The following is a 23,568-nucleotide window of genomic DNA, read 5'->3' as shown; positions in this document are numbered from 1 at the left end:
CGCGCAACCAGGCCCGCCGTGTGCGGGCCTTTTTTTGGCCAGATAATCCTTTCATGATCAAACTGTTCGTTGGTCTGGGCAACCCAGGCACGGAATACGAAGACACCCGACACAACGCGGGGTTCTGGTTCATTGACGCTGTGGCTCGCGAACTCAAGGTGCGACTCGCGCCCGAGCGCAGCTACCATGGACTGATGGCTAGAACCACAGTCAACGATCAAACCGTCTGGCTGCTGGAACCACAAACCTTCATGAATCTGTCAGGAAAGTCGGTAGCCGCACTGGCACGGTTTTTCAAAATCCAGTCTGACGAAATTCTGGTCGCACACGACGAAATGGACATACCGCCCGGTGAGGTCAAACTCAAGCAGGGCGGCTCACACGCTGGTCACAATGGACTGCGCGACATTCACGCTCAACTCGGCACCCCCGATTACTGGCGCCTGCGCATTGGCGTAGGCCACCCTGGCGTCAAATCGGAAGTGGTCAGCTGGGTGCTAAAAAAGCCCATGGCCGAGCATCGTGAAGCCATTCACACCGCCATTGCCCGCGCGGTGACAGCACTGCCTCTGCTGCTGGAAGGTGACATGGCCAAAGCCATGGTCAAAATCCACACCAGCAAACCACCTCGCCCCAAGCCACCCCGCCTGGCACCGCCTGATACGGCGCAATGAGCTCTGTGCTTATTTGTTGTGGGATGCAGTCTGCGCCGACTGCGTGAGCTGGCGGTATTTGTCCCACAGGCGTTCGCGCGTTTCAACATGCTGCGGGTTGACCGGAATGCAGGCCACAGGGCACACCTGTACGCACTGGGGCTCGTCAAAGTGGCCCACACATTCGGTGCACTTGCCGGGGTCGATTTCGTAAATTTCCGGCCCCAGAAAAATGGCCTGGTTCGGGCACTCCGGCTCGCACACATCGCAATTGATGCATTCGTCCGTGATCATCAGTGCCATGGGGTTCCTTCGTGCTGTGAAAATGCCAAACCGAATTATCGGACATGTGCATCGTCAGCCCACTGCACCAGCTGCATGACCTCGCCGTCGGTACGGACAGTGTTCAGCCCCACATTGGGAATAGGGCACTTGCGCGGCCCCTCCAGGTCCAGGCCATTGGACCAGCGCCAGATCACATCCAGCACAGCCCCGTGCGTGATCACAGTGCACGAAGGCACTTGCAGCCGCTCACACAGCTGCACCACGTCGCCGACCGCCCGACGAATGCGAGCGTCCAGCATCTGAAAAGACTCACCCCCTGGCGGCGCATAGTCCGATCGGTACAACAACCATTGACGCCACTCGGCAGGGTACTGCTGCGCAATGTCCTGCGCCACCATCCCCTCCAGAATGCCAAAAGACTGCTCGCGCCAACTCGCCGAGGCCTGCGCCGGCACCGACCACATCTGTTCCACCGCTTGCGCTGTCTGGCGTGTGCGCTGCAAATCGCTGACCACCAGCGTCTCGGCAGGCTCCACCTTCAGGCGCATGGCCAGACGCTCTGCCTGCGCCAGACCCAAGGCATTGAGCGGCACATCCACCTGCCCCTGAAAACGGGACTGCACATTCCAGTCTGTCTGGCCATGGCGAATCAAACGTAATTGAAGCATATGGACATTATGCGCAGCCCGCATGACACTGCCGTGTCACGGTCTAAAATGACTTTGTGAAATCCATCCTCAACGCCGACCTGCACTGCCACTCCGTCATCTCGGATGGCACCCTGACGCCCGAGCAACTGGCCGAGCGCGCCAAGGCTGCAGGCGTGGAACTCTGGGCGCTGACCGATCACGACGAAGTGGGCGGCCAGGACCGCGCATTGGCCGCAGCCCGTGCGCAGAAACTGCCTTATCTGACTGGCGTCGAAATTTCGGTCACATTTGCCAACCAGACCGTGCACATTGTGGGCTTGGGCTTTGACCATCACGACACCCAGCTCCAAGACGGCCTGCGCCGCACACGCGGCGGCCGTGGAGACCGCGCCCAGGAAATGTCTGACTCTCTGGCCAAAGTCGGTATCGTGGGCGCTTACGAGGGTGCGCTCAAATACGTGGGCAATCCCGACCTGATTTCCCGCACCCACTTCGCCCGCTATCTGGTCGAGGCAGGTGTGTGCAAAGAAACCTCAGAGGTATTTCGCAAATACCTGACCGAAGGCAAACCCGGCTTTGTGCCCCACCGTTGGGCTCGCCTTCAAGATGCGGTGCAATGGATCACACAAGCTGGCGGCATGGCAGTCATTGCTCACCCCGCGCGCTATGGCTTCACACCCAACGAAGAGTACGCACTCTTTACCGAGTTCAAGGCACACGGCGGCCAGGGCGTGGAAGTGGTCACAGGCAGCCACTCCCCACAAGAGGCTGTGCGTTATGCAGACACCGCCAAGGAATTTGGCCTCTTCGCCTCTCGCGGCAGTGACTTTCACAGCCCCGAAGAAAGCCACACCGATCTGGGCGCCCTGCCTTGGCTGTCAGGTGAGCTGACCCCGGCATGGGAAGTGTTGGCCGATCGTATTCAGTGAAGACTCCAGCGTACAACGTCCTGTCCGGTATTGGCTTTGCCTTGCTGGCGGTGGCCTGTTTTGCAGCGATGGACACCACCACCAAACACATCAGTTTGCAACTGTCGCTGCTCATGGCTTTATGGGTTCGTTACGCTTTTCAGGCCTTGGCCACAACCGCTGTAGTGCTGCCTGGGCGAGGATTCAAGATCTTTTACACCGCTCACCCGCGCTATCAGCTGCTGCGTGGCTTGCTGCTGTTTTGTACCAGCCTGCTCGCATTTTTCAGCCTGAAGTACATGCCAGTTGGAGAGTTCACGGCGATTGTCATGATCACGCCACTGGTCATCACCTTGCTGGCCGCCCGGCAACTGAAGGAAAAGGTCAGCCGTACGCGCTGGCTGCTGGTGTGCATGGGCTTCGTGGGCACGCTGGTGGTCATTCGCCCCGGCGGTACGGCATTTGACTGGGGCTTGATATTGCCCTTGCTGCTCGTGGGCACCAACTCGGCCTTTCAGGTGCTGACCAGCAAAATGGCGCGCATTGAAGACCCCATCACCATGCACCTGTACACCGGCTGGGTGGGTGCTTTGCTGGCGACGCTCATCCTGCCATGGACGTGGGAAAGCCCTGCGTTGTGGACAGAATGGGCACAGATGCTGCTGATTGGCCTGCTGGGCACATTGGGGCATTTTTTCCTGATCATGGCCTACTCGCGCAGCCCCGCAGCCACGCTGACGCCCTATATGTACGTGCAAATCGGTTTCGCCACAGTGGGCGGCTGGCTGGTGTTCAACCATGTCCCCGACCACATCACTTTATGGGGCATGGTGCTGGTCGGCATTTCAGGCGCCATAGGCGCATGGCTCACCCTCAAGGAAAGCCGCGTTCCCGTGACCTTGCCGGAATCCTGATCATCATGGCCCAACATTTCAGCATCCACCCCGAAAATCCACAAGCTCGCCTGCTCAAACAGGCCTGCTTGCTGCTCGACAAGGGCGGCATCCTGGCCGTCCCCACAGACTCCAGCTATGCCTTGGTTTGCCATGTGGACGACAAGGCTGCCGCAGATCAATTGCGTCGTGTTCGCGGTGTCGATGAAAAGCACCACCTCACCCTGCTCTGCCGCGACCTGAGCGAGCTGGCCAACTACGCGCGGGTGGACAACCGCCAATTCCGCCTCATCAAGCAAGCCACGCCAGGGCCCTTCACCTTCATTCTGGAAGCCACCAAGGAAGTGCCCCGCCGCTTGAGCCACCCGCAACGCAAAACCATTGGCCTGCGCGTGCCCGAGCATCTGACCCTGCAAGCGCTGCTGGAGTTGCATGGCGCGCCCCTGATAGCCACCACATTGATCCTGCCTGGCGCAACCGACCCGCTCAACGATCCGCACGAGATCCGCGAACAACTGGAACACCAGATTGCCGGCGTCATTGACGCCGGCCCCTGCACCATGGCTCCGACCACCGTAATCGACATGAGCGGCGACAACCCCGAATTGCTCCGCCATGGCGCAGGTGACCCTGCACGTTTGGGTCTTTAAGCCCACACCTGCGCGGGTCTGAGACAATCGGCATGTGAATGACATGACCGATCTGATTCAAACCGTTCTGATTTATGCCTTGCCGGTGATTTTTGCGATCACGCTGCACGAGGCTGCACACGGCTACGCTGCTCAACGCTTGGGGGACAACACAGCCGCCATGATGGGGCGCGTCACACTCAACCCCATGGTGCATATTGATCCCTTGGGCACCATCTTCATGCCTTTGCTGCTGTACTTCAGCACTGGTGGGGCCTTCTTGTTTGGCTACGCCAAGCCTGTCCCCGTTCGTTTTGACCGCCTGCGCCATCCCAAGAAAGACATGGTCTGGGTCGCACTGGCCGGCCCCGCCTCCAATTTGCTGCAGGCCCTGCTGTGGGGGGTGGTGCTTTATGTGCTTGCAGGCGTCGGCCTGCAAGAACGTTTCTTTCTGGAAATGTGCCGCGCTGGCATGCTGACCAATGTCGTCATGTTCGCCTTCAACCTCTTTCCCCTGCCCCCGCTGGACGGTGGACGCATTTTGGTGGGCCTGCTGCCCCGGCGCCAGGCGGCCATGGTTTCACGCATTGAGCCCTGGGGCTTTTTCATCGTCATGGCGCTGGTGATTGCCGGCGTCGTCAGTGCTTTGTGGATGCAACCCATCATGGCCCTGACCTTTTCATTGCTCAAGCTTGCGCTGAGCCCCCTGTCATTTTTGCTTCACTGATTTTTTCCAGGTATTTCCATGAGCAACGCTGAGCGCACCCGCGTCCTGACCGGCATCACCACCACCGGCATTCCCCACCTGGGCAACTATGTGGGCGCCATCCGCCCAGCTGTGCAAGCCAGCCGCAACCCGGACACCGATTGCTTTTACTTTCTGGCCGACTACCACGCCCTCATCAAGTGCGATGACCCGGCACGCATCCAGCGCTCCACCCTGGAAATCGCCGCCAGCTGGATCGCAGCGGGGCTGGACGTGGACAAAGTCACCTTCTATCGGCAGTCCGACATTCCCGAAATTCCGGAGCTCACCTGGCTGCTGACCTGCGTCACCGGCAAAGGCCTACTCAACCGCGCCCATGCCTACAAAGCCGCTGTAGACAAGAATCAGGCTGCCGGCAACGACCCGGACAACGACGTCACCGCTGGTCTGTTCATGTACCCGGTGCTCATGGGCGCAGACATTTTGATGTTCAAGGCCCACAAAGTACCTGTAGGTCGCGACCAGATCCAGCACATCGAAATGGCCCGCGACATGGCCTCGAGCTTCAACCACCTCTACGGCTCACACTTTGTGCTGCCCGAGGCAGTTGTCGAAGAAACCGTTGCGCTGCTGCCCGGTCTGGATGGCCGCAAAATGAGCAAAAGCTACGACAACACCATCCCGCTGTTTGCATCGAGAGCAGACATGCGCAAGCTCATTGCCAGCATCCTGACCGATTCTCGCGCCCCCGGCGAGGCCAAGGACACCGAAGGCTCAGCGCTGTTCCAGATTTACCAGGCTTTTGCCAGCACAGAAGAAACCGCTGCTTTGGCTAAAGCCTACGCCGACGGCATTGCCTGGGGTGATGCCAAGCAAGTTCTGTTTGAGCGCATTGACCGCGAAATGGCCCCCATGCGCGACGCCTACAACAGCCTGATCGCCAATCCTGCAAAGGTGGATGCCTTGCTGCTGCAAGGGGCTGAGAAAGCGCGCGCGCTGGCCACCCCCTTCATCAAGGAACTACGCCATGCCGTGGGGCTGCGAAGCTTGGCCAGCGCAGTCACCACGACTGCCGCCAAGATTGAAAAAACAGCACCTCCTGCATTCAAGCAATACCGCGAACCTGATGGCTTGTTTTACTTCAAACTGGTTGATACCCAAGGACAAGTCCTGCTGCAAAGCCGCGGGTTTGAAGCCCCCAAAGAAGCGGGCCAAGCCATAGCCCGCCTTCAAAACGAGGGAATAACAGCGCTTGAGACACTTGCTGACAAATTGCTGGGCGTGAGCACCGGGCAAAGCAACTTGATCGCGCAAGCCCTCTCAGACCTGAGAGAAATTGCCGAAAGCAAAAAGAAATAACATTCTCAACAAATATATCGATTTACTTGCATTTCCTCGGAAAGCTGCTATCCTATAACTTTCCAATTAATGCTTCGCCACAAATCATGACTGTTTACGTCATCGACAGCCACCCCCTGATGCGCGATGCGCTGACCATGCTGATTCAGCGCATCAAACCCGGCCTGAAGGTGGTGCCGGTGCACAAGATGAACGCATTGGACTCCGCAGTCCTCAAAGGTGGCGAGCCCGAGCTTATTTGCATGGAACTTCAACTGCCCGACACTTTGGGCATGTCGGGAGTACAGATGGTGCGCGCCAACCACGCTGATGTGCCTTTGGCCGTGGTCACCGCCAGCGATGCTCAAGACTATGAGGCTGCCAGCATGCATGCAGGTGCCAATGTCTTCATTGAAAAAACAGAACCAGTCAATCAAGTGCTGCAAAAATTGCGCGAGCTGCTGGTCACTGAAGACGAATCCCAAGAGAGCACAGGTTCTGCCCCGACAAAATTGTCCAAGCGTCAAAAGCAACTCATCCTGATGCTGGATCAAGGCCTGTCAAACCGCGACATTGCCGACAAATTGAACATCAGTGAGCACACCGTCAAGGTCCACTTCTGGCGTTTGTTTCGTCGCTTGGGCGTCAACAGCCGCACGCAAGCCTTGCACTTTGCCCGCACCCACGGCTGGCTGGGTATCTGAACAACGTCACTGGCCCATGACGGCCGGTGGCAGCACCCTCAGTCCTTGTTGATGATGTCTGGCGTGATGGCGTCCAGCACATTGACTGCTGTCTTGGCACCGTAGACCACGGCAGAGCCTGCCGCATCGGCGATGGCAAGCACGGTGCATCCCTGTAAAGCAAAGCTGGTGGCCAAAGCACACGACAGTGTGACGAGTGTTTTTTTCATGATTTCTCTCCCTGCAGTCAAGCCGCTGTTGCCCTGCATCAGGCGTCAGCTGGCTCCACCTGAAAATACTCAACCTGAACCACTGCAGGCCTGCCCAGAATTTCGAGCAACACGGCTACCCGCTTGCTCGACACGCTTTGAACCAAGCCTTCCACATCACCCAAGGCTGTGTGCCTGAGGCGGACTCTTTGTCCGGCCCGTACATCACTGGTTTGCTGCAAAGTCGCTTCGTTGCGTTCATGCTCAAGCTGTCGGATGCGATCTACCAAAGCGTCAGCCACCAGCGCAGGTTCAAAGCCAAAGCGTACCAACGTCGTCACACCACGCGTAGAACGCACAGAGCTTAGGCTTTGACCGGAGGATGTTGGGCGGAAAAACAGATAGCGCGGGAACATCGGTTCAAACACCGCAACGGGTCCCTGCTCTGTCTTTTTGAATTTCTTGTAGAGCGGCACATAGGCCTCAAAACCTTGCTGCTGCAAATTAAAACGTGCGATCTCTTCTTGCCGAGGCTTGGCATAAACCAGGTACCAAATATCGGTACGAGGCTGCAACAAATCGGAGACCAAAGGCGAATCAGACATTGTTTTCTAGAATTTGTCACATTATAAATGACCTCGCTGGCCCAAAAGCAGAAAAGCCCCAAAATGGGGCTTTACGTTGACTGTTATGAGGAATGAAGTGAGCCCATCTGCAAGATGGGCACGCAACGCTCGCAATAACTTCAGGCGATCAGAAAAGCGCTGCGGTCTTTGCCGTCAATCCATTTGGGCGCTTTGCCGCGACCCGTCCAGGTCTGACCGGTGGCCGGATCACGGTATTTGGCCGCAACCTTGCCACCCGAAGACTTGGCCGCCGATTTGCCAGCACGACCAGGGAACACGTCCTGAACGGTCAGACCGTATTCAGCCACCAGCTCGCGCACCTTGGTAACAGCACCGGCAATTTCATTCTGGCGAGCTTGCTCAATGGCTTTTTCCAAGGCTTCACGCTGGGCGAGCAAATCTTTGTAGGAATTGGTCATGATCTGAACCTTTCAATTGAATAATATGCCCGTATTATAGGCTTTTTTCATTTTTAATATGATTTTCAGTTAATGGTCTGGTGCAAAAAGCCAAAACCTTATCGATCCTGCGCGCATCCATATCGACCACTTCAAATGACCATTCATGCCAATATGCAGTTTGCCCTGTGATTGGTAAATCTCCCAGCAAATACATGATCAGGCCAGCCACAGTGTTATAGCGTCCTCGATCCTCATCAGGCAAAGCCTTGATCTGCAAGCGGCTCTTAAGTTCAGACAGAGGCATTTGCCCATCCAGCAACCAGCTCCCATCGGCGCGTTGCGTCGCCCAGCCTTCCAGCTGCTGCGCGGGTTTGAGCTCGCCAGTAATGGCCTCCAGTAAATCGCGAGGGGTTAACAGGCCCTGAATATCGCCATATTCATCGACCACGAACAACATTCGCCCCGAGCGATCTTTGAGTTGTTCCATCAATTCCATGCCCGTCAAGGTTTCGGGGACAAAATGCGCTGGCTCCATATAAGTCTGCAATGAGAGCTCATGGTCTGGCACACCCAGCAAACGAATCACGCTGACCACCCCGACCACATGAGTCAGCCCCTCCTTGCATACCGGGTACCAGGAGTGCGCGCCGTAAGCCTGTATTTCAGACTGGATTTTCTTTAATGCAGTGGCCACATTGAGATCTGCGTCGAGCCAGACAATATCGGCACGAGCCGTCATCATGGAAGTCAAAGGCCGGTCATCCAGATGAAACACATTGCGCACCATCTGATGCTCGTGCGCTTCAATCAAGCCAGCATCCACGCCCTCCTCCAGGCTGGCAGTGATTTCCTCTTCGGTCACCTGTCGCTGGGCTTTGGTGTCTATCCGCATCAGGCCCAATATGGTTTGCGTGGACAAAGACAGCAGCTTCACAAACGGCCCCGCAACACGCGCCAGCCAGGCCATGGGCACAGCTGTCAGGCGTGCCACGGTCTCCGGGTAAAGCTGCCCGATACGCTTGGGTACCAACTCACCAAAAATGATGGTGGTAAAGGTGATCAAGGTCACCACAATCGCCGTCGCCAACCCACCCGCTACTGCACTGCTCACGCCCCAGACCTGTAACTTCAAGGCAAGCGCGCCGCTGAACGCAGCTTCGCCCACAATGCCATTGAGCATGCCAATGGAGGTAATGCCGACCTGCACCGTAGACAAAAATCGGGTGGGCTCCTGCATCAGGCCCAGCGCAGCAGCAGCGCCATGCTCACCTGCCTCTTGCAGGGCCTGCAAGCGAACCTTGCGGCTCGACGCAACGGCCATTTCCGACATGGCAAACACGCCGTTGAGCAGCGTCAGAAAAACAATCAATAGCAGATCCATGTTCTTATTGTGCCAAGTTCAGCGCCCAGGCTTTTGGGCTTGTGGGCAATCAACGGCAATGCGCTCATGCCGCCCGTCTGCAGACACCCTGAGCACAGTCAATTGCCCACCCCAGACACAACCCGTATCCAATGCCCAAACGTGGGCCGTTGAAACCTCGCCCAAGGTGGACCAATGGCCAAAGGCCACATCCACCTGAGAAGTTTGTCTGCCAGGCACCTCAAACCAGGGCAAAAAACCCTCGGGCGCGCCGTCCGCCCCCTCTTTGCTGTCGAATTCCATGCGCCCTTGCACCGTGCAGAACCGCAAGCGCGTCAGCGCATTGACGACCACGCGCCAGCGCTGGGTCCCCTGCAAATTCTCGTCCCAAGTATCAGGCGTGTTGCCATACATCTGCGCCAGGAAATTCGTCAAATCAGGTCCGCGCAGGACCTGTTGTACCTCTTGAGCCAATGTCATCACCTGCTGGAGCGTCCACTGCGGCAGCACCCCGGCGTGCACCAACAGCATCCCATGCGTATGCATCGCAAGGGGTCTGTCCTGCAGCCAACGCATCAAGGGTAAGGCGTCGTCGGCCTCAAGCAGCTCGCCCAAGGTATCCATCCGACTGGAACGGCGTACACCTGCATGCACAGCCAAGGCATGCAAGTCGTGATTGCCCAGTACGGCATCGGCGCTGCCCTCCCACGCGACAAAGCGACGCAACACGGCCAGGGAGTTCGGCCCCCTGTTGACCAAATCACCCAGCCCGATCAAATGATCACGGCTCGGCGAAAAATCCACGGCCTGCAGCAAACGAGTCAAAGCCTCGTCACATCCCTGAATGTCGCCCACCAGATAGACTGCCATGCACATCACTCCTCATGGCTCGCATTGTCGCAGCCTCAGGTGACACCGAATGCTGGCAGCTGCTGCTATAAACGGGCCGTGAGCACCATCATTCACCCCCAAAGCGTCCCAGTTGTACATGTCAGTACCGAATTGCCCGCCATCGACGCCAGCCAACTCACCGCCCAAGCGCTGCGCCATCGGTTCGCCATTCAACCCGACTGGGAGCCCGAGCTGCGCCGCGAGCCCAGCTATATGCAACGCCCGAGCGCACAAGCGGCTGTACTGATTGGACTGACCACACCAGCGCATGCCCATGATGAACTGCATGTGCTGCTGACACTACGGGGCAAGCACCTGTCCACCCACTCTGGTCAAATTGCTTTTCCTGGCGGCAAGGTAGACGACAACGATGCCAATGCACAAGCTGCCGCCTTGCGCGAAGCGCACGAAGAAATTGGCCTTGACCCGGAGCGTGTACAGGTGATCGGTCAGCTGCCGACCTACATCACCGGCAGTGCTTTTTGGGTACAGCCTGTTGTGGCCCTGGTCCAAAGTGGTGAGGCCCTTGCGCCCAATCCGCAGGAAGTTGACGAGGTCTTTGAAGTCCCATTGAGCTACTTGATGAACCCCGCTCATCATCGATTGCACCAGATGGAATTTGAAGGCGTGATACGCCAGTGGTACTCCATGCCCTACTTGCAACCCGCTCGGCCGCAGGCCATTGAGCGCTTCATCTGGGGCGCCACAGCGGGTATGCTTCGCAATCTGTACCGTTTTTTGCAAGCCCCCTTGCCTTCGAACAGCGCATGAGTTTCTTCGCCATACTGCTCGCCCTGATTGCCGAACAAATCCGGCCCCTGTCTCCCAGCCATGCGCTCAACCAGTTCATGCGTGAGTGGATGCAATGGATGGCCCGCACCTTGGACACCGGTCACCCCCGGCAAGCCTGGCTGGCCTGGTGGCTGACTGTACTGCTGCCCGCTCTGGCGGCCTGGTTTGTACACAGCGCCTTGCTGCACACCCTGGGCTGGCTTGCAGCCATGACCTGGAATGTGGCACTGTTGTACCTGACCTTGGGCTTTCGCCAGTTCAGTCACCACTTTACGGACATTCGCGAAGCCCTCAATATGGGCGACGAGCAGAAAGCCCGAGAGTTGCTGGCCGAGTGGCAACATGTAGGCGTGGGTCAGATTTCACGCAACGAAATCATGAGACACGTGATCGAACAATCCGTACTGGCCGCGCACCGACATGTTTTCGGAGTGTTCTTCTGGTACAGCGTGCTGGCCATCGTTGGTCTGGGGCCTTTGGGTGCTGTCATTTACCGTCTGGCTGCCGCCTTGCCTCGGAGCTGGAGTCAGGACAATCCCGCACTGCAAGCGATCTCCCGTCAGGCTTGGCGGGTGGTGGACTGGTTGCCCGCCCGCGCCACAGCATTGGGCTTTGCCGTTGTGGGTAATTTCGAAGAAGTCATGGACGGCTGGCGCTTTCACGCACAGAAATTTCCGCAAGACAACGATGGCGTGGTCTTGGCGGCTACAGCAGGCGCGATCAATGTTCAACTTGGCGGAGCAGACCTCCATACCGATGCTCCCGACAAACAAGACAGCGCCAGCACACCGGGTCACCATGTCACCTTGGCGCATTTTGCACAAGTGGTGGGTTTGGTCTGGCGCTCGGTGATCATGTGGCTGGCACTGCTGGCTTTGCTGAGCATGGCCAACTTGCTGGGCTGACCGTCCTTACCAGCGCTGTTGACTGAGCTCTTCAAAGAGCTGTGCGTAAATGCTGTGACGCCGCTCGCTGATGCGGTCGTCCTGCTGAGTGCCCACATGGGGCAATACAGCACAACCGGGCTCATGCAGATGCGTACAGTTATAGAACTTGCATTGCCCCAGGTAGGTTCGAAAGTCCGGCATGCATTGGGCCAGCATGGTCGGTTCGATGTGGTGCAAGCCAAACTCCTGAAATCCTGGTGAGTCGATCAAGGCGCCACGCTCGGCACCTGCATCCAGCGCAGGCACCCAATACCAGCGGGTGCTGGTGGTGGTGTGTTTGCCCGAGTTGAGGGCTTGCGAAATCTCGCCCGTTTCAGCTTGCGCATCAGGCACCAGGCGGTTGATCAAGGTGCTTTTGCCGGAACCCGAAGGGCCCAACACCAGGGTATGGTGCCCAGAGAGCGCCTGCACAAGCGCGGCCACGCCGTCTTCAGCCACATCATCGCTGCGCGGCGCCAAACCCAATGGCAACACCTGGTAGCCCATGCGGCGATACGGCGCCAAACGTTGCCAGGCGCGTTCAAACTGCTCGCGCAAGTCGCACTTGTTCAAGGCAATGATCGGCACAATGTGCTCGGCTTCAGCGGCCACCAAAGCGCGTGCCAACTGGCTTTCAGAAAACTCGGGCTCGGCCGCAACCAAAATCAGCACCCGGTCCAGGTTGGCCGCAAACGATTTGGTACGAATCTCATCCTGCCTGTAAAACAAGTTGCGCCGGGGCACCACACCCTCAATGCTGGCCTCGTCGCCCGTGGCGACCCACTGCACGCGGTCGCCAACCACCGCCTGGTTTTTCTTGCCACGCGGATAGGCAATCAGGCGCTGACCATCGTCTGTTTCAATCAGGCAATGCCGCCCGAACGAGCCCACCACCAGCGCCTGCTGCAAGGCAATCGTGGCGGCAGTTTGCAAAAGTTTCTTGGCCATACTGCCTCAGGCCGCCTGCATGCGCGCCAGGCGCTCACTGGCCGGGGGGTGCGAATAATAAAAACGCACATACAGCGGATCGGGCGTGAGGGTGGATGCGTTGTCCTGGTAGAGCTTGAGCAAGGCACTGGCCAGGTCTTTGGAAGGTGTTAGCGAGGCCGCGTAAGCATCGGCCTCAAACTCCTGCTGGCGTGAACGCCACGACAATATGGGCGAAGCAAAAAACGTCACCAAAGGCACCACCAGCATGAACAGCACCAACGCCAACGGATCGTTGCCGCCCTGAATATCAGGCAATACGCCCAGCCCCGTATAAAACCACACCTGCTGCGCCAGCCACCCCAGCAGCGCCAAGCCCAGCAGGCTGGTCAGCCACGACGTGACCATCATTTTGACAATGTGCTTGTGCTTGAAGTGCCCCAACTCATGGGCCAGCACAGCTTCCATTTCAGCCATGCTCAACTGCTTGAGCAATGTGTCAAAAAACACCACACGCTTGCTGGCACCAAAGCCGGTAAAAAACGCATTGGAATGCGCCGAGCGGCGGCTACCGTCCATCACAAAAAAGCCCTTGGCCTTGAAACCTGCACGCGCCATGAGCGCCTGCACACGGGCCTTGAGGGCCTCGTCCTCCAAAGGCGAAAACTTGTTGAACAGCGGCATGATCACATTGGGCGCAATCGCCATCAGCACCAGCTGCCACAACACCAGCGCGCCCCAGGCCCACAGCCACCACAGGCTGCCCCCGGCTTGCATGAGCCACAGCACCAATGCCAGCAAAGGCACACCCAGCACCAGGCCCAGCGCCAGCCCCTTGGCCAAATCCGTCAGCCACAGCGCGGGCGTCATGTTGTTGAAACCAAACCGCTGCTCCACACCAAAGGTCTGCACCCACGACAAGGGCAAGGCCAGCACACCACCCACCAAAGCAAAACCCAGCACCAGCGCCACCTGCTGCATCAAGCCCGGCGACACCAGGCTTTGCACCACGGTCTGCAAAGCTTGCAAACCACCCAGCAAGGTCCAGCCCAGTACCAGTGCAGCGTCCAGCAAAATATCCCACTGTGCCAGCCGCGCCTTGGCCAGCGTGTAATCAGCCGCCTTCTGGTGGTCAGCCAGGCCAATGGTGCCCGCATACGCCGCAGGCACCTGCGCCCGATGCGCAGCCACATGCCGCACCTGGCGAGCATTGAGCCAAAGCTTGAGAAGCACATGCAGCACCAGCACCGCAGCCAGCGCCACCGTCAACAACAAAGAAGGATTCATGGGGGAAATTGTAAAAGCCCCAGGCATTCGGTTTTCTTCGGCGACAATTCCCCCATGTCTGAAGTCAACGCATCCCCTGCTCCAGAAACACTCGCCAAGTCCGACCAAAACCTGGTCTGGATCGACTGCGAAATGACCGGGCTCGACCCTGAAAAAGAGCGCCTGCTGGAAATCGCCGTCATCGTCACCGGCCCGCAGCTGACGCCGCGCATCGAAGGCCCGGTGCTGGTCATTCACCAAAGCGACGAGCTGCTGGGCAAGATGGACGCCTGGAACAAAGGCACCCACGGCCGCAGCGGCCTGATCGACAAGGTCAAAGCCAGCACCACCTCCGAGGCCGACGCCGAGCAACAGCTGTTGGACTTCATCAAGAAGTACGTGCCCAAGAGCGCTTCGCCGCTGTGCGGCAACACCATCAGCCAGGACCGCCGCTTTCTGGTCAAGTTCATGCCCAAGCTGGAGGCGTACTTTCACTACCGCAACCTGGATGTGAGCACGCTCAAAGAGCTCTCGCGCCGCTGGAAGCCCGAGGTGTACTCAGCCTTCAAAAAGAAGCAACGCCACACCGCGCTGGCCGATGTGCACGAGTCCATTGACGAGCTCGAACACTACCGCGAGCAGTTCATTCGTTTGTGATTTCAGGGAAAACCCTGCACAAAAATCCGATCCGTGCGATAATTGCGCCACGCCACCCCAGCGGTGGCGTTTTTCTTGCATCTCCCCTCATGCCTTGGCCCATGACGCTTGCGTCTGAATTCGGGTCACTCGCGAACCAGGCTTCACGCCTTCGCTGAGCACCGTTTGAAGGTTGATGTTGTTTTCAACCTGACGGTGCCTGCAGCCACCCGCTGCAGTGCCGTGCGAGTTATTCATGACTGAACAAATCACCGACCTGCAGGCCGAGCACGTGCCTGCGCAAGACCTTTCCATCGATACACCCGAAGTGGTCCAAGCCACCGAGTCCAACGAACCTAACGGCTTCGTTCAACTGGGCTTGGCCAACGAGCTCGTCCAGGCCGTAGCCGATCTGGGCTACACCCAGCCGACCGCCGTGCAATCGCGCACCATCCCGCTGGCCCTGCCCGCCGATGACCAGGAACATCACGGCTACAACGATCTGATGGTCTCCAGCCAGACCGGCAGCGGCAAGACCGCCGCCTTCCTGCTGCCCGTACTGCACACCCTGATTGCGCAGCAAGCCGCTGCCGACGCCAAAGCCAAGGCCGATTTCGACCAGGCCTGCGCCGACGCTATCGCCCGTGGCGAAGAGCCGCCCAAGCGCGCCCGCCGTAAAGACCCCACCAACCCGCGCAACTTCAAGGCCGCCGTGCCCGGCGCCCTGGTGCTGTGCCCCACGCGTGAACTGGCGCAACAGGTGGCGCACGACGCCATCGAGCTGGTCAAACACTGCAAAGGCCTGCGTATTGCCAACGTGGTGGGCGGCATTCCTTACCAGCTGCAAATTGCCAAACTGCAAAACGCCAACCTGGTGGTGGCCACGCCGGGCCGCCTGCTGGACCTGCAGCGCTCGATGCAGATCAAGCTCAATGAAGTGCAGTTCCTGGTGGTCGACGAAGCCGACCGCATGCTGGACCTGGGCTTCTCCGATGACCTGGCCGAAATCAACGACCTGACGGCTCAACGCCGCCAGACCATGATGTTCTCTGCCACCTTTGCGCCGCGCATTCAGCAGCTGGCCATGCGCGTCATGCACGACGGTGGCTCGGGCGTGCACAAGGTGCAGATCGACAGCCCGCAGGAGAAACACGCCAACATCAAGCAGGTGCTGTTCTGGGCCGACAACGCCGAGCACAAGCGCCAGCTGCTCGACCACTGGCTGCGCGATGCGTCCATCGACCAGGCCATTGTGTTTGCCAGCACCCAGATCGAGTGCGACGGCCTGGCCACCGAACTGCAGCAGGCTGGTTTTGCCGCCGTGGCCCTGCACGGCGCCCTGAGCCAGGGCCTGCGCAACCGCCGCCTGATGGCGCTGCGCAACGGCCAGGTGCAAATTTTGGTGGCCACCGATGTGGCCGCGCGCGGTATTGACGTGCCCACCATCACACACGTGTTCAACTTCGGCCTGCCCATGAAGGCCGAGGACTACACCCACCGCATCGGCCGCACTGGCCGCGCTGGCCGCTCAGGCCTAGCCGTGACCTTTGCCGAAATCCGCGACCGCCGCAAGATTGGCGATATCGAGCACTACACCAAGCAACCCTTCAAGGCCGAAACCATTCCCGGCCTGGAACCCAAGCAACGCTTTGACTACCCTGCGCGCAAATCTTTTGGCGGCAAGGGCGGCAAAGGTGGCCGCAGCGAGCGTGGCGGCTTTGGCGGTGGTGACCGCGGCTTTGGCGGCCAAGCCAAAGGCTGGGGCAACCGCAACAACGAACAACGCGGCAACGACTTCCGTGGCGGTGACCGCTTTGGTGGCGATCGTTTCGGCGCTCGCCAGGAGCCCCGCTTTGAGGCTCGTCACGACCCTCGCTTTGAGCAGGGCCAGGGCGGCTGGAACAACGACCCACGTCGTGGCAACGACCGCGGCCAGGACCGTGGCTTTGGCCTCCCCGGCGAGCAACGCTTCGAGCGCCGCGACGACCGCGCGCCCCGTGGTGGCTTTGGTGGTGGCTCCGACAAGCCCCAACACGCGCCGCGTGGCGCCCAAGCCCGCGCTGGCGGCAACGACCGCTTCGGCGATCGCCCCAGCCGTGGCCCCAAAGTGGTCGGCGGCGGCTTCAAGCCTCACGCCCCCAAGCGTCGCGGTTAAAAACCTTTATGGGCGTCCACAAGGCGCCCAAAGAAAAACCGCCCGGGTTTGCACCACGGGCGGTTTTCTTTTTGTGCTGATCAGGATTACTGGGCAACCACAGCAGCTTTGCGCTGGGGCAGCTTTTCCTTGATACGGGCCGACTTGCCGCTGCGCTCGCGCAGGTAGTACAGCTTGGCACGACGCACGTCGCCACGACGCTTGACTTCGATGCTGGCGATCAGGGGGCTGTAGGTCTGGAACGTACGTTCCACGCCTTCGCCGCTGGAGATCTTGCGCACGGTAAAGCCGCTGTTGAGGCCACGGTTGCGCTTGGCGATCACCACACCTTCGTAAGCCTGCACGCGCTTGCGGTTACCTTCAACCACGTTCACGTTCACGATCACGGTATCGCCAGGGGCGAATTCGGGAATGGTCTTGCCAAGGCGAGCAATTTCTTCTTGCTCAAGGGTTTGGATCAGGTTCATCTGAAACTCCACAATTTTTTCGTTCATGCCCGCTGCACTAGGGGCGTTCCAAATCTAAGCTGGACCGCGGCGGGTAGAGGACCGAAAAGCCTTCGATTATAGCTTTTTCAGGAAAAGCTCGTCAGCCGGGCTCAGTTTGCCGTCTGCACGGGCCTGCGCCAACAGTTCGGGGCGGTGCTTAGCCGTCAGCGTCAGGCTTTGCTCGCGCCGCCAGCGCTCAATGCGGGCGTGGTGGCCAGACATCAAAGCCTCGGGCACCGGCTCGCCCTGCCACACCTCGGGGCGGGTGTAGTGCGGACTGTCCAGCAAGCCATCGAGTGCGGGGTTGAAGCTGTCCAACTGGTGACTGCCCTCGTCATTGAGCACGCCAGGCTGCAGCCGCGCCACCGCGTCCAGCAAAGCCATGGCCGCAATTTCGCCGCCCGACAATACAAAGTCGCCCAGGCTGATCTGGTGCGTTACATAGCGGTCAATAAAACGCTGATCCACACCCTCGTAGCGGCCGCACAGCAAAACGGCGCCCTCGCTGTCCGACCAGGCCTGCACCGCCGTGTGGTTCAAGGCCTGACCAATGGGGGAAAACAGAACAACGGGCGCGCCCTCACCTCGGTCGGCGCGAATGGCCTGCAAGCACTTTTCCAGCGGCTCGGCCAGCATCACCATGCCGGGGCCACCGCCAAAGGGGCGGTCGTCCACGCGGCGGTAATTGCCCTCGGCAACATCGCGCGGGTTCCACAGGCGCACATCCACCTGACGCGTCTCAAAGGCACGGCGCGTCACGCCCGCTTTTAAAAACGGCTCAAACAGTTCAGGAAACAGGGTGATGATGTCAAAGCGCACAGCACGCGCCCTTCATCAGTAATCGGGCTGCCAGTCCACGGTGATGCACCGTGCCTGCAGATCCACCTTGTCGATAAAGGCGTCCACAAACGGAATCATGCGTTCCACTTTTTTGCCGCCCTCTTCTGAGTGCAACACCAGCACCGTTTGCGGCCCGGTGGACAGCAAATCGTGCACCACGCCCAGGCTCTCGCCCTCGCGGTTGGTCACGGGCAAGCCCATCAGGTCCACCCAGTAATACTCGCCATCTTCCGGGGTCGGAAAGCTCGAACGCGACACAAACACCCGAGCGCCCTTCAGGGCCTCGGCGCCATTGCGGTCAGTCACGTCTGCGCTGCACGCCACGATGCTGTCGGAATGTTCTCTGGCCTCTTTGACCTTGAGCAGCAAAGGCTCGGTCCAGGGCAAGCTGGGGGTGGTCGTGGCCGAGGCAGCAGCTCGTGCCGGACGCACCTGTTGCCTTTCGGGTGCCAACAAATACCAGCGTTTGGAAGAAAAAAGCGCCTCGGGCGAGGCGCTGTGGGGCAAGACCTTGAACCAGCCTTTGATGCCCCAGGCATCTGCAATGCGCCCCACCTCTACAGCGTCAGCCGGCAATTCGGCCACTTCGAGTTGTGGGCGCATCAGGTACGGGCCTATCAGGCAGCAGCTTTGGCGGCTTGCTTGAGCAGGCGTTCCACGGTGGGAGAAGCCTGAGCGCCAACGCTCTTCCAGTAAGTCACGCGGTTCATGGCAACGCGCAGACCTTCTTCACCGCCCTTGGCGGTAGGGTTGTAGAAACCCAGGCGCTCGATGAAGCTGCCATCGCGACGAACGCGCTTGTCGGCCACAACGATGTTGTAGAAAGGACGGGCTTTGGAGCCGCCACGGCTCATACGGATAACGACCATTTTTAAATCCTTGGGTGGTCTGGAAACTGCCTTGTGCAGCATCCATCAAATCTTCAGCGTTTGAGACACGCAACTGGCCACCCGGCCAGTGACACACTGAAAAGCCTTGGATTATAACCTTTTAGACTGTCGCGCTGCGCTCGCAGAGACAAACGACACGATAATGCGTACATGAAAAGCAAGACCCTCTCGACCTGGCTAACGTTCTTTGGCGGCCCACTGGGCTTGCACCGGTTTTACTTGCACGGCTTGGGTGACTGGCTCGGCTGGCTGATGCCTGTCCCGACTGCGTTGGGACTTTACGGTATAAGCCGTGTCCAGGCGTTCGGTTTGGATGACATGATGAGCTGGTGGCTTATTCCCTTGTTGGGCTTCAACATCGCCGCCTGTGCGCTCAACGCCATCGTTTATGGCCTGATGCCAACTGAAAAGTGGAACGCCAGGTTCAATCCAGAACACTCGGTTGAACACCCTGCAGGACAAACCAGCTGGCTCACCATCGGTGGCGTCGCTGTATCCCTGTTGATCGGGACCGCAATCCTGATGTCCAGCCTGGTCTTCAGTTTTCAGCGCTACTTTGAATATCAGATCGAAGCAGCACGTCTGATCAGCCAATAAAACGGCAATTTGGGCTGCTCACCCAAACACCTCAGCCTGCGCCAGCGATAGTCCGGCCTGGTCTTTGGGCGACAACTGCGGCGCGATGCCCTGGGGCCAGCGGATGCCAATGGCCGGATCGTTCCAGGCGATGCAGCGCTCATGCGCGGGGGCGTAATAGTCGGTGGTTTTGTACAAAAAGTCAGCCGACGCGCTCATCACGACAAAGCCGTGTGCGAAACCCGGAGGCACCCACATTTGACGGCGATTGTCTTCGGTCAGCTCGCAGCCCACCCATTGGCCAAACGTGGGTGAGCTTTTGCGGATGTCCACGGCCACGTCAAACACAGCGCCGCGCACCACGCGCACCAGCTTGCCCTGCGGCTGCTGCAGCTGGTAGTGCAGCCCACGCAACACCCCTTGGCTGCTGCGGCTGTGGTTGTCCTGCACAAACTCAACATTCAGGCCGGTAGCCTTGGCAAAGTCCTGCGCGTTGAAGCTCTCAAAAAAGAAACCCCGGCTATCACCGAACACCTTCGGCTCGAGGATCAGCACATCGGGAATCGCAGTAGAGGTTACGGTGTAAGGCATTATTTAAGCAAGTTCAGCAGGTATTGACCGTAGCCGTTCTTGGCCAGCGGAGCTGCGAGCTTTTGGATGGCTGCGGCATCAATCCACTTTTGGGCAAAGGCAATTTCCTCAGGACAGGCCACCATCAAACCCTGTCGCTTTTGCAAAGTCGCGATAAAGCCTGCCGCCTCGTGCAGGCTGTCGTGCGTGCCGGTGTCCAGCCAGGCGTAGCCACGGCCCATGATTTCGACATTGAGTTGGCCTTGTTCAAGGTACCGTTTGTTGACGTCGGTGATTTCCAGCTCACCGCGTGGCGACGGTTTGATGTCTGCCGCGATGTCGCACACCTGCTGGTCGTAAAAATACAGTCCGGTCACGGCGTAGTTGCTCTTGGGCTTGGCGGGCTTTTCTTCAATGCTGAGGGCGCGTTGCTGGGGGTCAAAGTCGACCACACCATAACGCTCGGGGTCATGCACATGGTAGGCAAACACACTCGCGCCCTGGGTGCGTGCATTGGCGCTGGACAGCAGCTTGACCAGGTCATGGCCGTAAAAGATGTTGTCGCCCAGCACCAGCGTGCTCGGGTGCTTGCCCACAAAGTCTTTGCCGATGATGAAGGCTTGCGCCAGCCCGTCCGGACTCGGCTGCACCGCATACTGAATATTCATGCCCCACTGACTGCCGTCGCCCAGCAGGTCAGTAAAGCGCGGCGTGTCTTGCGGGGTACTGATGAGCAGCACATCGCGTATGCCCGCAAGCATCAGCGTGGTGAGCGGGTAGTACACCATAGGCTTGTCGTACACCGGCATGAGCTGCTTGCTCACGGCCTGCGTGACGGGATACAGCCGGGTGCCCGAGCCACCAGCCAGAATGATGCCTTTGCGTTGCGTCATAAACATGCTTTCCAATCGTTCCAAGCATAGCGTATGCGCCATGCGTGATGCCAGAAACCAAGAGGCAGCTCAGGCAAGGCCATGCTGTAAATGAAAGGGCCGCAGTGAATGCGGCCCTTGGTCTGTATCTCAAGCTGTTCAGAAGAGGTACAGACTACCCCCATAAGCGATACCAGCCACAAAAGCGCTGGCTGGAATAGTCAGCACCCATGCCCAGATAATGTTGCCCGCCACTCCCCAGCGCACGGCGCTGGCTCGCTGAGTAGAACCCACGCCGACGATGGCACCGGTGATGGTGTGGGTGGTGGACACGGGGATGCCCAGCGCGGTAGCCAGGAACAAGGTCATGGCTCCCCCCGTTTCGGCACAAAAGCCGCCAACGGGCTTGAGTTTGGTGATTTTCTGGCCCATAGTTTTGACGATGCGCCACCCCCCAAACATGGTGCCCAGACCGATGGCCAGGTAGCAACTGATGATGACCCATGTAGGAGGTGCCTTGTCGGCAGCTGTGGCGTACCCGGTAGCAATGAGCATCATCCAGATGATGCCAATGGTTTTTTGAGCATCGTTACCGCCGTGCCCCAGACTATAGGCACCGGCCGAGACCAGCTGCAAACGACGGAACCATTTGTCCACTTTGAGCGGTCGGGTACGACGGAAGATGTTGGCAACCAGCACCATCATGAGAGAGCCCAGCAAGTAGCCCAGCAAAGGTGAAACGAAGATGAACAACACGGTCTTGATGATGCCCGAAGACAGCAACGCACCCGTGCCCGCCTTGGCGATCACAGCTCCGACAATGCCACCAATCAGGGCGTGCGAAGAGCTGCTGGGAATACCGTAATACCAGGTGATCACGTTCCAGACGATGGCGCCTGTCAAGGCCCCAAAGACCACGTTCACGTCCACCACCCCAGGCTGGACAATGCCTTTGCCGACGGTGGCTGCCACGCTGAGGTGAAAGATGAAGATGGCTACAAAGTTGAAGAAGGCTGCAAACACCACTGCCTGAGAGGGTTTGAGCACTCCGGTGGACACGACGGTCGCAATGGAGTTGGCCGCATCATGAAATCCGTTCATGAAGTCAAACACCAGCGCCAGCACCACCAGCAGCGAGACGATCCAGAAAGCAGCTTGCACGGTTTCCATCGCGCAGTCCCGTCCGGATCAGGAGTTTTCGAGGACGATGCCCTCGATCTGGTTGGCCACATCCTCGCACTTGTCGGTGATGGTTTCGAGCAACTCGTAAATCGCTTTGAGCTTGATGATTTCACGCACATCGGGCTCGTCACGAAAGAGCTTGCTCATGGCGCTGCGCAACACACGATCAGCGTCCGACTCCAGACGGTCAATTTCCTCGCAGGTCTTGAGCGCAGCTTCGGCCACAGCGGGCTCACCAATACGAGCGAGCAGCTTGACCGCATCTTGCAAGCGCTCGCAAGACTTGACCGAAAGGTCGGTCAGGCGCGAAATTTCGTCAGTCATGTGCTTGACGTCATACAGGGCCATGGTCTCGGCTGAGTCCTGGATGAGGTCGGCGACATCATCCATCATGTTGATCAGCGCATGGATTTGCTCACGATCGATCGGAGTGATGAACGTGGTGTGCAACAAACGGTTGACTTCCTGGGTGACACGATCTGCTGCATGTTCGGCGTTGTCCACATCGCGGTTGTATTTTTCGCGCAGGTGCGCATCCTGGTAATTGGCTACCAGGTTCGAGAACGCACGTGCAGCCTCAACAACACGATCTGCATGTTGATTGAATAAATGAAAAAAATTGCCCTCTTTGGGCAGCAGTTTGGCAAACAACATGCGGTACTCCTGACGGTTTGGGTGACACGACCGTTTCTGTGACGTGACACTTTTATGACAGAAGAAGTTTAACCGCTTAGCCCCAGGACTCAAGCTTGGAAACGGCCTGATTTTTCACATCGCGCAATGCATCGGGAGTTACCAGCGCTGGCGCAATTTGTGCCAAAGGTACAAGAACGAAAGCGCGCTCATGCATGCGGGGGTGCGGCACCGTGAGGTGCGGGCTGCTGATGCTGGCGTGGCCGTACAAGAGCAAGTCCAGGTCCAGCGTGCGGGGAGCGTTGCGGTAGGGCCTCTCACGCCCGGCTTGCAGCTCCAGCGCCAGCAGGTTTTGCAGAAGATCGGGTGCGGTTTGGGGCGTGTGCAGCGCGGCCACGGCATTCACAAAGTCGGGGCCTTGGGCCTCGAACGGTGCGGTGCGGTACAGGTCGGACACGGCTTGCACTTGTACGCCGGGCCACTGCGCCATTTGCGCCACCGCCCAGCGCAGGGTTTGCGCAGCCTGGCCCAGATTGGCACCCAGGCCAATGTAGGCAGTGACGGGGGGGCGCGTGGACAAGGG

Annotated in this window: 30 protein-coding genes; 12 read left to right on the top strand and 18 right to left on the bottom strand. The window is 58.8% G+C overall.

All coding sequences use genetic code 11. The annotated features are described in order from the left end of the window. The first annotated feature begins 53 nt into the window (after positions 1 to 53). Positions 54 to 674, top strand: coding sequence for an aminoacyl-tRNA hydrolase (pth, locus tag AAFM15_RS01420; RefSeq protein WP_341684921.1), 621 nt, complete (start codon positions 54 to 56; stop codon positions 672 to 674). 9 nt (positions 675 to 683) lie between these two features. Here the strand turns inward: pth and AAFM15_RS01415 are convergent, their stop codons facing one another. Then, positions 684 to 956 carry a YfhL family 4Fe-4S dicluster ferredoxin gene (locus tag AAFM15_RS01415; protein WP_341684920.1) on the bottom strand — a complete coding sequence of 91 codons (273 nt, stop codon included), beginning with the start codon at positions 954 to 956 and terminating at the stop codon, positions 684 to 686. 35 nt (positions 957 to 991) lie between these two features. Beyond that, positions 992 to 1,606: a histidine phosphatase family protein gene (locus tag AAFM15_RS01410; RefSeq protein ID WP_341684919.1), complete on the bottom strand. Its 615-nt coding sequence runs from the start codon at positions 1,604 to 1,606 to the stop codon at positions 992 to 994. A 56-nt stretch (positions 1,607 to 1,662) separates the two neighbouring features. On the opposite strand from AAFM15_RS01410, the gene AAFM15_RS01405 reads away from it, so the two are divergent. From AAFM15_RS01405 to AAFM15_RS01380, 6 genes are all read left to right on the top strand, one after another. Further along, positions 1,663 to 2,517, top strand: coding sequence for a 3',5'-nucleoside bisphosphate phosphatase (locus AAFM15_RS01405; protein ID WP_341684918.1), 855 nt, complete (start codon positions 1,663 to 1,665; stop codon positions 2,515 to 2,517). Continuing rightward, positions 2,514 to 3,410 (top strand): DMT family transporter, encoded by an 897-nt coding sequence (locus AAFM15_RS01400; protein WP_341684917.1) that lies wholly within the window; start codon positions 2,514 to 2,516, stop codon positions 3,408 to 3,410. The genes AAFM15_RS01405 and AAFM15_RS01400 overlap by 4 nt, the downstream gene beginning before the upstream one ends. Before the next feature lie 5 nt (positions 3,411 to 3,415). Further along, positions 3,416 to 4,039: an L-threonylcarbamoyladenylate synthase gene (locus AAFM15_RS01395; RefSeq protein WP_341684916.1), complete on the top strand. Its 624-nt coding sequence runs from the start codon at positions 3,416 to 3,418 to the stop codon at positions 4,037 to 4,039. 43 nt (positions 4,040 to 4,082) lie between these two features. Further along, positions 4,083 to 4,745, top strand: a complete 663-nt coding sequence (locus AAFM15_RS01390; RefSeq protein WP_341684915.1) for a site-2 protease family protein — start codon at positions 4,083 to 4,085, stop codon at positions 4,743 to 4,745. A gap of 18 nt (positions 4,746 to 4,763) precedes the next feature. Further along, complete coding sequence (locus tag AAFM15_RS01385; protein WP_341684914.1) at positions 4,764 to 6,083, top strand: tryptophan--tRNA ligase; 1,320 nt, start codon at positions 4,764 to 4,766, stop codon at positions 6,081 to 6,083. 86 nt (positions 6,084 to 6,169) lie between these two features. Further along, a complete protein-coding gene (locus tag AAFM15_RS01380) occupies positions 6,170 to 6,766 on the top strand; it encodes a response regulator transcription factor (protein WP_341684913.1) in 597 nt (198 codons plus the stop codon). Between the two features lie 38 nt (positions 6,767 to 6,804). On the opposite strand, the gene AAFM15_RS01375 is transcribed toward AAFM15_RS01380, so the two are convergent. The 5 genes from AAFM15_RS01375 to AAFM15_RS01355 form a co-directional block, all read right to left on the bottom strand. Then, positions 6,805 to 6,975 (bottom strand): hypothetical protein, encoded by a 171-nt coding sequence (locus tag AAFM15_RS01375; RefSeq protein WP_341684912.1) that lies wholly within the window; start codon positions 6,973 to 6,975, stop codon positions 6,805 to 6,807. Positions 6,976 to 7,013: 38 nt separating this feature from the next. Then, positions 7,014 to 7,559 carry a transcriptional activator RfaH gene (locus AAFM15_RS01370; protein ID WP_341684911.1) on the bottom strand — a complete coding sequence of 182 codons (546 nt, stop codon included), beginning with the start codon at positions 7,557 to 7,559 and terminating at the stop codon, positions 7,014 to 7,016. 140 nt (positions 7,560 to 7,699) lie between these two features. After that, positions 7,700 to 7,999 (bottom strand): H-NS histone family protein, encoded by a 300-nt coding sequence (locus AAFM15_RS01365; protein WP_341684910.1) that lies wholly within the window; start codon positions 7,997 to 7,999, stop codon positions 7,700 to 7,702. 34 nt (positions 8,000 to 8,033) lie between these two features. Continuing rightward, complete coding sequence (locus AAFM15_RS01360) at positions 8,034 to 9,362, bottom strand: hemolysin family protein (RefSeq protein ID WP_341684909.1); 1,329 nt, start codon at positions 9,360 to 9,362, stop codon at positions 8,034 to 8,036. 18 nt (positions 9,363 to 9,380) lie between these two features. Continuing rightward, positions 9,381 to 10,211, bottom strand: a complete 831-nt coding sequence (locus AAFM15_RS01355) for a symmetrical bis(5'-nucleosyl)-tetraphosphatase (protein WP_341684908.1) — start codon at positions 10,209 to 10,211, stop codon at positions 9,381 to 9,383. Positions 10,212 to 10,289: 78 nt separating this feature from the next. Between AAFM15_RS01355 and AAFM15_RS01350 the strand changes: the two genes are divergently transcribed. Continuing rightward, complete coding sequence (locus AAFM15_RS01350) at positions 10,290 to 11,003, top strand: CoA pyrophosphatase (protein WP_341684907.1); 714 nt, start codon at positions 10,290 to 10,292, stop codon at positions 11,001 to 11,003. Further along, positions 11,000 to 11,929, top strand: a complete 930-nt coding sequence (locus AAFM15_RS01345) for a CobD/CbiB family protein (protein WP_341684906.1) — start codon at positions 11,000 to 11,002, stop codon at positions 11,927 to 11,929. The genes AAFM15_RS01350 and AAFM15_RS01345 overlap by 4 nt, the downstream gene beginning before the upstream one ends. Positions 11,930 to 11,935: 6 nt before the next feature. Here the strand turns inward: AAFM15_RS01345 and rsgA are convergent, their stop codons facing one another. Both rsgA and AAFM15_RS01335 read right to left on the bottom strand, forming a co-directional pair. Next, positions 11,936 to 12,898 (bottom strand): ribosome small subunit-dependent GTPase A, encoded by a 963-nt coding sequence (rsgA, locus tag AAFM15_RS01340; RefSeq protein WP_341684905.1) that lies wholly within the window; start codon positions 12,896 to 12,898, stop codon positions 11,936 to 11,938. Between the two features lie 6 nt (positions 12,899 to 12,904). Further along, positions 12,905 to 14,164, bottom strand: coding sequence for a M48 family metallopeptidase (locus AAFM15_RS01335; protein WP_341684904.1), 1,260 nt, complete (start codon positions 14,162 to 14,164; stop codon positions 12,905 to 12,907). A gap of 54 nt (positions 14,165 to 14,218) precedes the next feature. Here AAFM15_RS01335 and orn point away from each other — a divergent pair, with 54 nt between their 5' ends. After that, positions 14,219 to 14,800 (top strand): oligoribonuclease, encoded by a 582-nt coding sequence (gene orn, locus AAFM15_RS01330; protein ID WP_341684903.1) that lies wholly within the window; start codon positions 14,219 to 14,221, stop codon positions 14,798 to 14,800. A gap of 235 nt (positions 14,801 to 15,035) precedes the next feature. Next, complete coding sequence (locus AAFM15_RS01325) at positions 15,036 to 16,934, top strand: DEAD/DEAH box helicase (RefSeq protein WP_341684902.1); 1,899 nt, start codon at positions 15,036 to 15,038, stop codon at positions 16,932 to 16,934. Positions 16,935 to 17,020: 86 nt separating this feature from the next. On the opposite strand, the gene rplS is transcribed toward AAFM15_RS01325, so the two are convergent. From rplS to rpsP, 4 genes are all read right to left on the bottom strand, one after another. Then, on the bottom strand, positions 17,021 to 17,401 hold the full coding sequence (gene rplS / locus AAFM15_RS01320) for a 50S ribosomal protein L19 (RefSeq protein WP_341684901.1): 381 nt from the start codon (positions 17,399 to 17,401) through the stop codon (positions 17,021 to 17,023). 96 nt (positions 17,402 to 17,497) lie between these two features. Beyond that, positions 17,498 to 18,241, bottom strand: coding sequence for a tRNA (guanosine(37)-N1)-methyltransferase TrmD (trmD, locus tag AAFM15_RS01315; RefSeq protein ID WP_341684900.1), 744 nt, complete (start codon positions 18,239 to 18,241; stop codon positions 17,498 to 17,500). A gap of 15 nt (positions 18,242 to 18,256) precedes the next feature. Next, complete coding sequence (rimM, locus tag AAFM15_RS01310; protein ID WP_341684899.1) at positions 18,257 to 18,865, bottom strand: ribosome maturation factor RimM; 609 nt, start codon at positions 18,863 to 18,865, stop codon at positions 18,257 to 18,259. 14 nt (positions 18,866 to 18,879) lie between these two features. Then, positions 18,880 to 19,131 carry a 30S ribosomal protein S16 gene (gene rpsP / locus AAFM15_RS01305; RefSeq protein ID WP_341684898.1) on the bottom strand — a complete coding sequence of 84 codons (252 nt, stop codon included), beginning with the start codon at positions 19,129 to 19,131 and terminating at the stop codon, positions 18,880 to 18,882. A 171-nt stretch (positions 19,132 to 19,302) separates the two neighbouring features. Between rpsP and AAFM15_RS01300 the strand changes: the two genes are divergently transcribed. Beyond that, positions 19,303 to 19,749, top strand: coding sequence for a hypothetical protein (locus AAFM15_RS01300; RefSeq protein WP_341684897.1), 447 nt, complete (start codon positions 19,303 to 19,305; stop codon positions 19,747 to 19,749). Between the two features lie 18 nt (positions 19,750 to 19,767). Here AAFM15_RS01300 and rfbC read toward each other — a convergent pair whose 3' ends face one another. The 5 genes from rfbC to folK all read right to left on the bottom strand — a co-directional run bounded on the left by rfbC (position 19,768) and on the right by folK (position 23,565). After that, positions 19,768 to 20,319 (bottom strand): dTDP-4-dehydrorhamnose 3,5-epimerase, encoded by a 552-nt coding sequence (gene rfbC / locus AAFM15_RS01295; RefSeq protein WP_341684896.1) that lies wholly within the window; start codon positions 20,317 to 20,319, stop codon positions 19,768 to 19,770. Continuing rightward, complete coding sequence (gene rfbA / locus AAFM15_RS01290) at positions 20,319 to 21,191, bottom strand: glucose-1-phosphate thymidylyltransferase RfbA (protein ID WP_341684895.1); 873 nt, start codon at positions 21,189 to 21,191, stop codon at positions 20,319 to 20,321. The genes rfbC and rfbA overlap by 1 nt, the downstream gene beginning before the upstream one ends. A 138-nt stretch (positions 21,192 to 21,329) precedes the next feature. Further along, positions 21,330 to 22,340, bottom strand: a complete 1,011-nt coding sequence (locus AAFM15_RS01285; protein ID WP_341684894.1) for an inorganic phosphate transporter — start codon at positions 22,338 to 22,340, stop codon at positions 21,330 to 21,332. Between the two features lie 18 nt (positions 22,341 to 22,358). Next, positions 22,359 to 23,006, bottom strand: a complete 648-nt coding sequence (locus AAFM15_RS01280) for a DUF47 domain-containing protein (RefSeq protein ID WP_341684893.1) — start codon at positions 23,004 to 23,006, stop codon at positions 22,359 to 22,361. A 76-nt stretch (positions 23,007 to 23,082) separates the two neighbouring features. Beyond that, positions 23,083 to 23,565, bottom strand: coding sequence for a 2-amino-4-hydroxy-6-hydroxymethyldihydropteridine diphosphokinase (gene folK, locus AAFM15_RS01275; RefSeq protein WP_341684892.1), 483 nt, complete (start codon positions 23,563 to 23,565; stop codon positions 23,083 to 23,085). Between the last annotated feature and the right edge of the window lie 3 nt (positions 23,566 to 23,568).

The sequence above is a fragment of the Limnohabitans sp. genome (genome assembly GCF_038134685.1).
Classification (GTDB): domain Bacteria; phylum Pseudomonadota; class Gammaproteobacteria; order Burkholderiales; family Burkholderiaceae_C; genus Limnohabitans_A.
The sequence above is the reverse complement of the archived record's forward strand: the minus strand, read 5'-3'. Positions and strand labels throughout refer to the sequence as shown.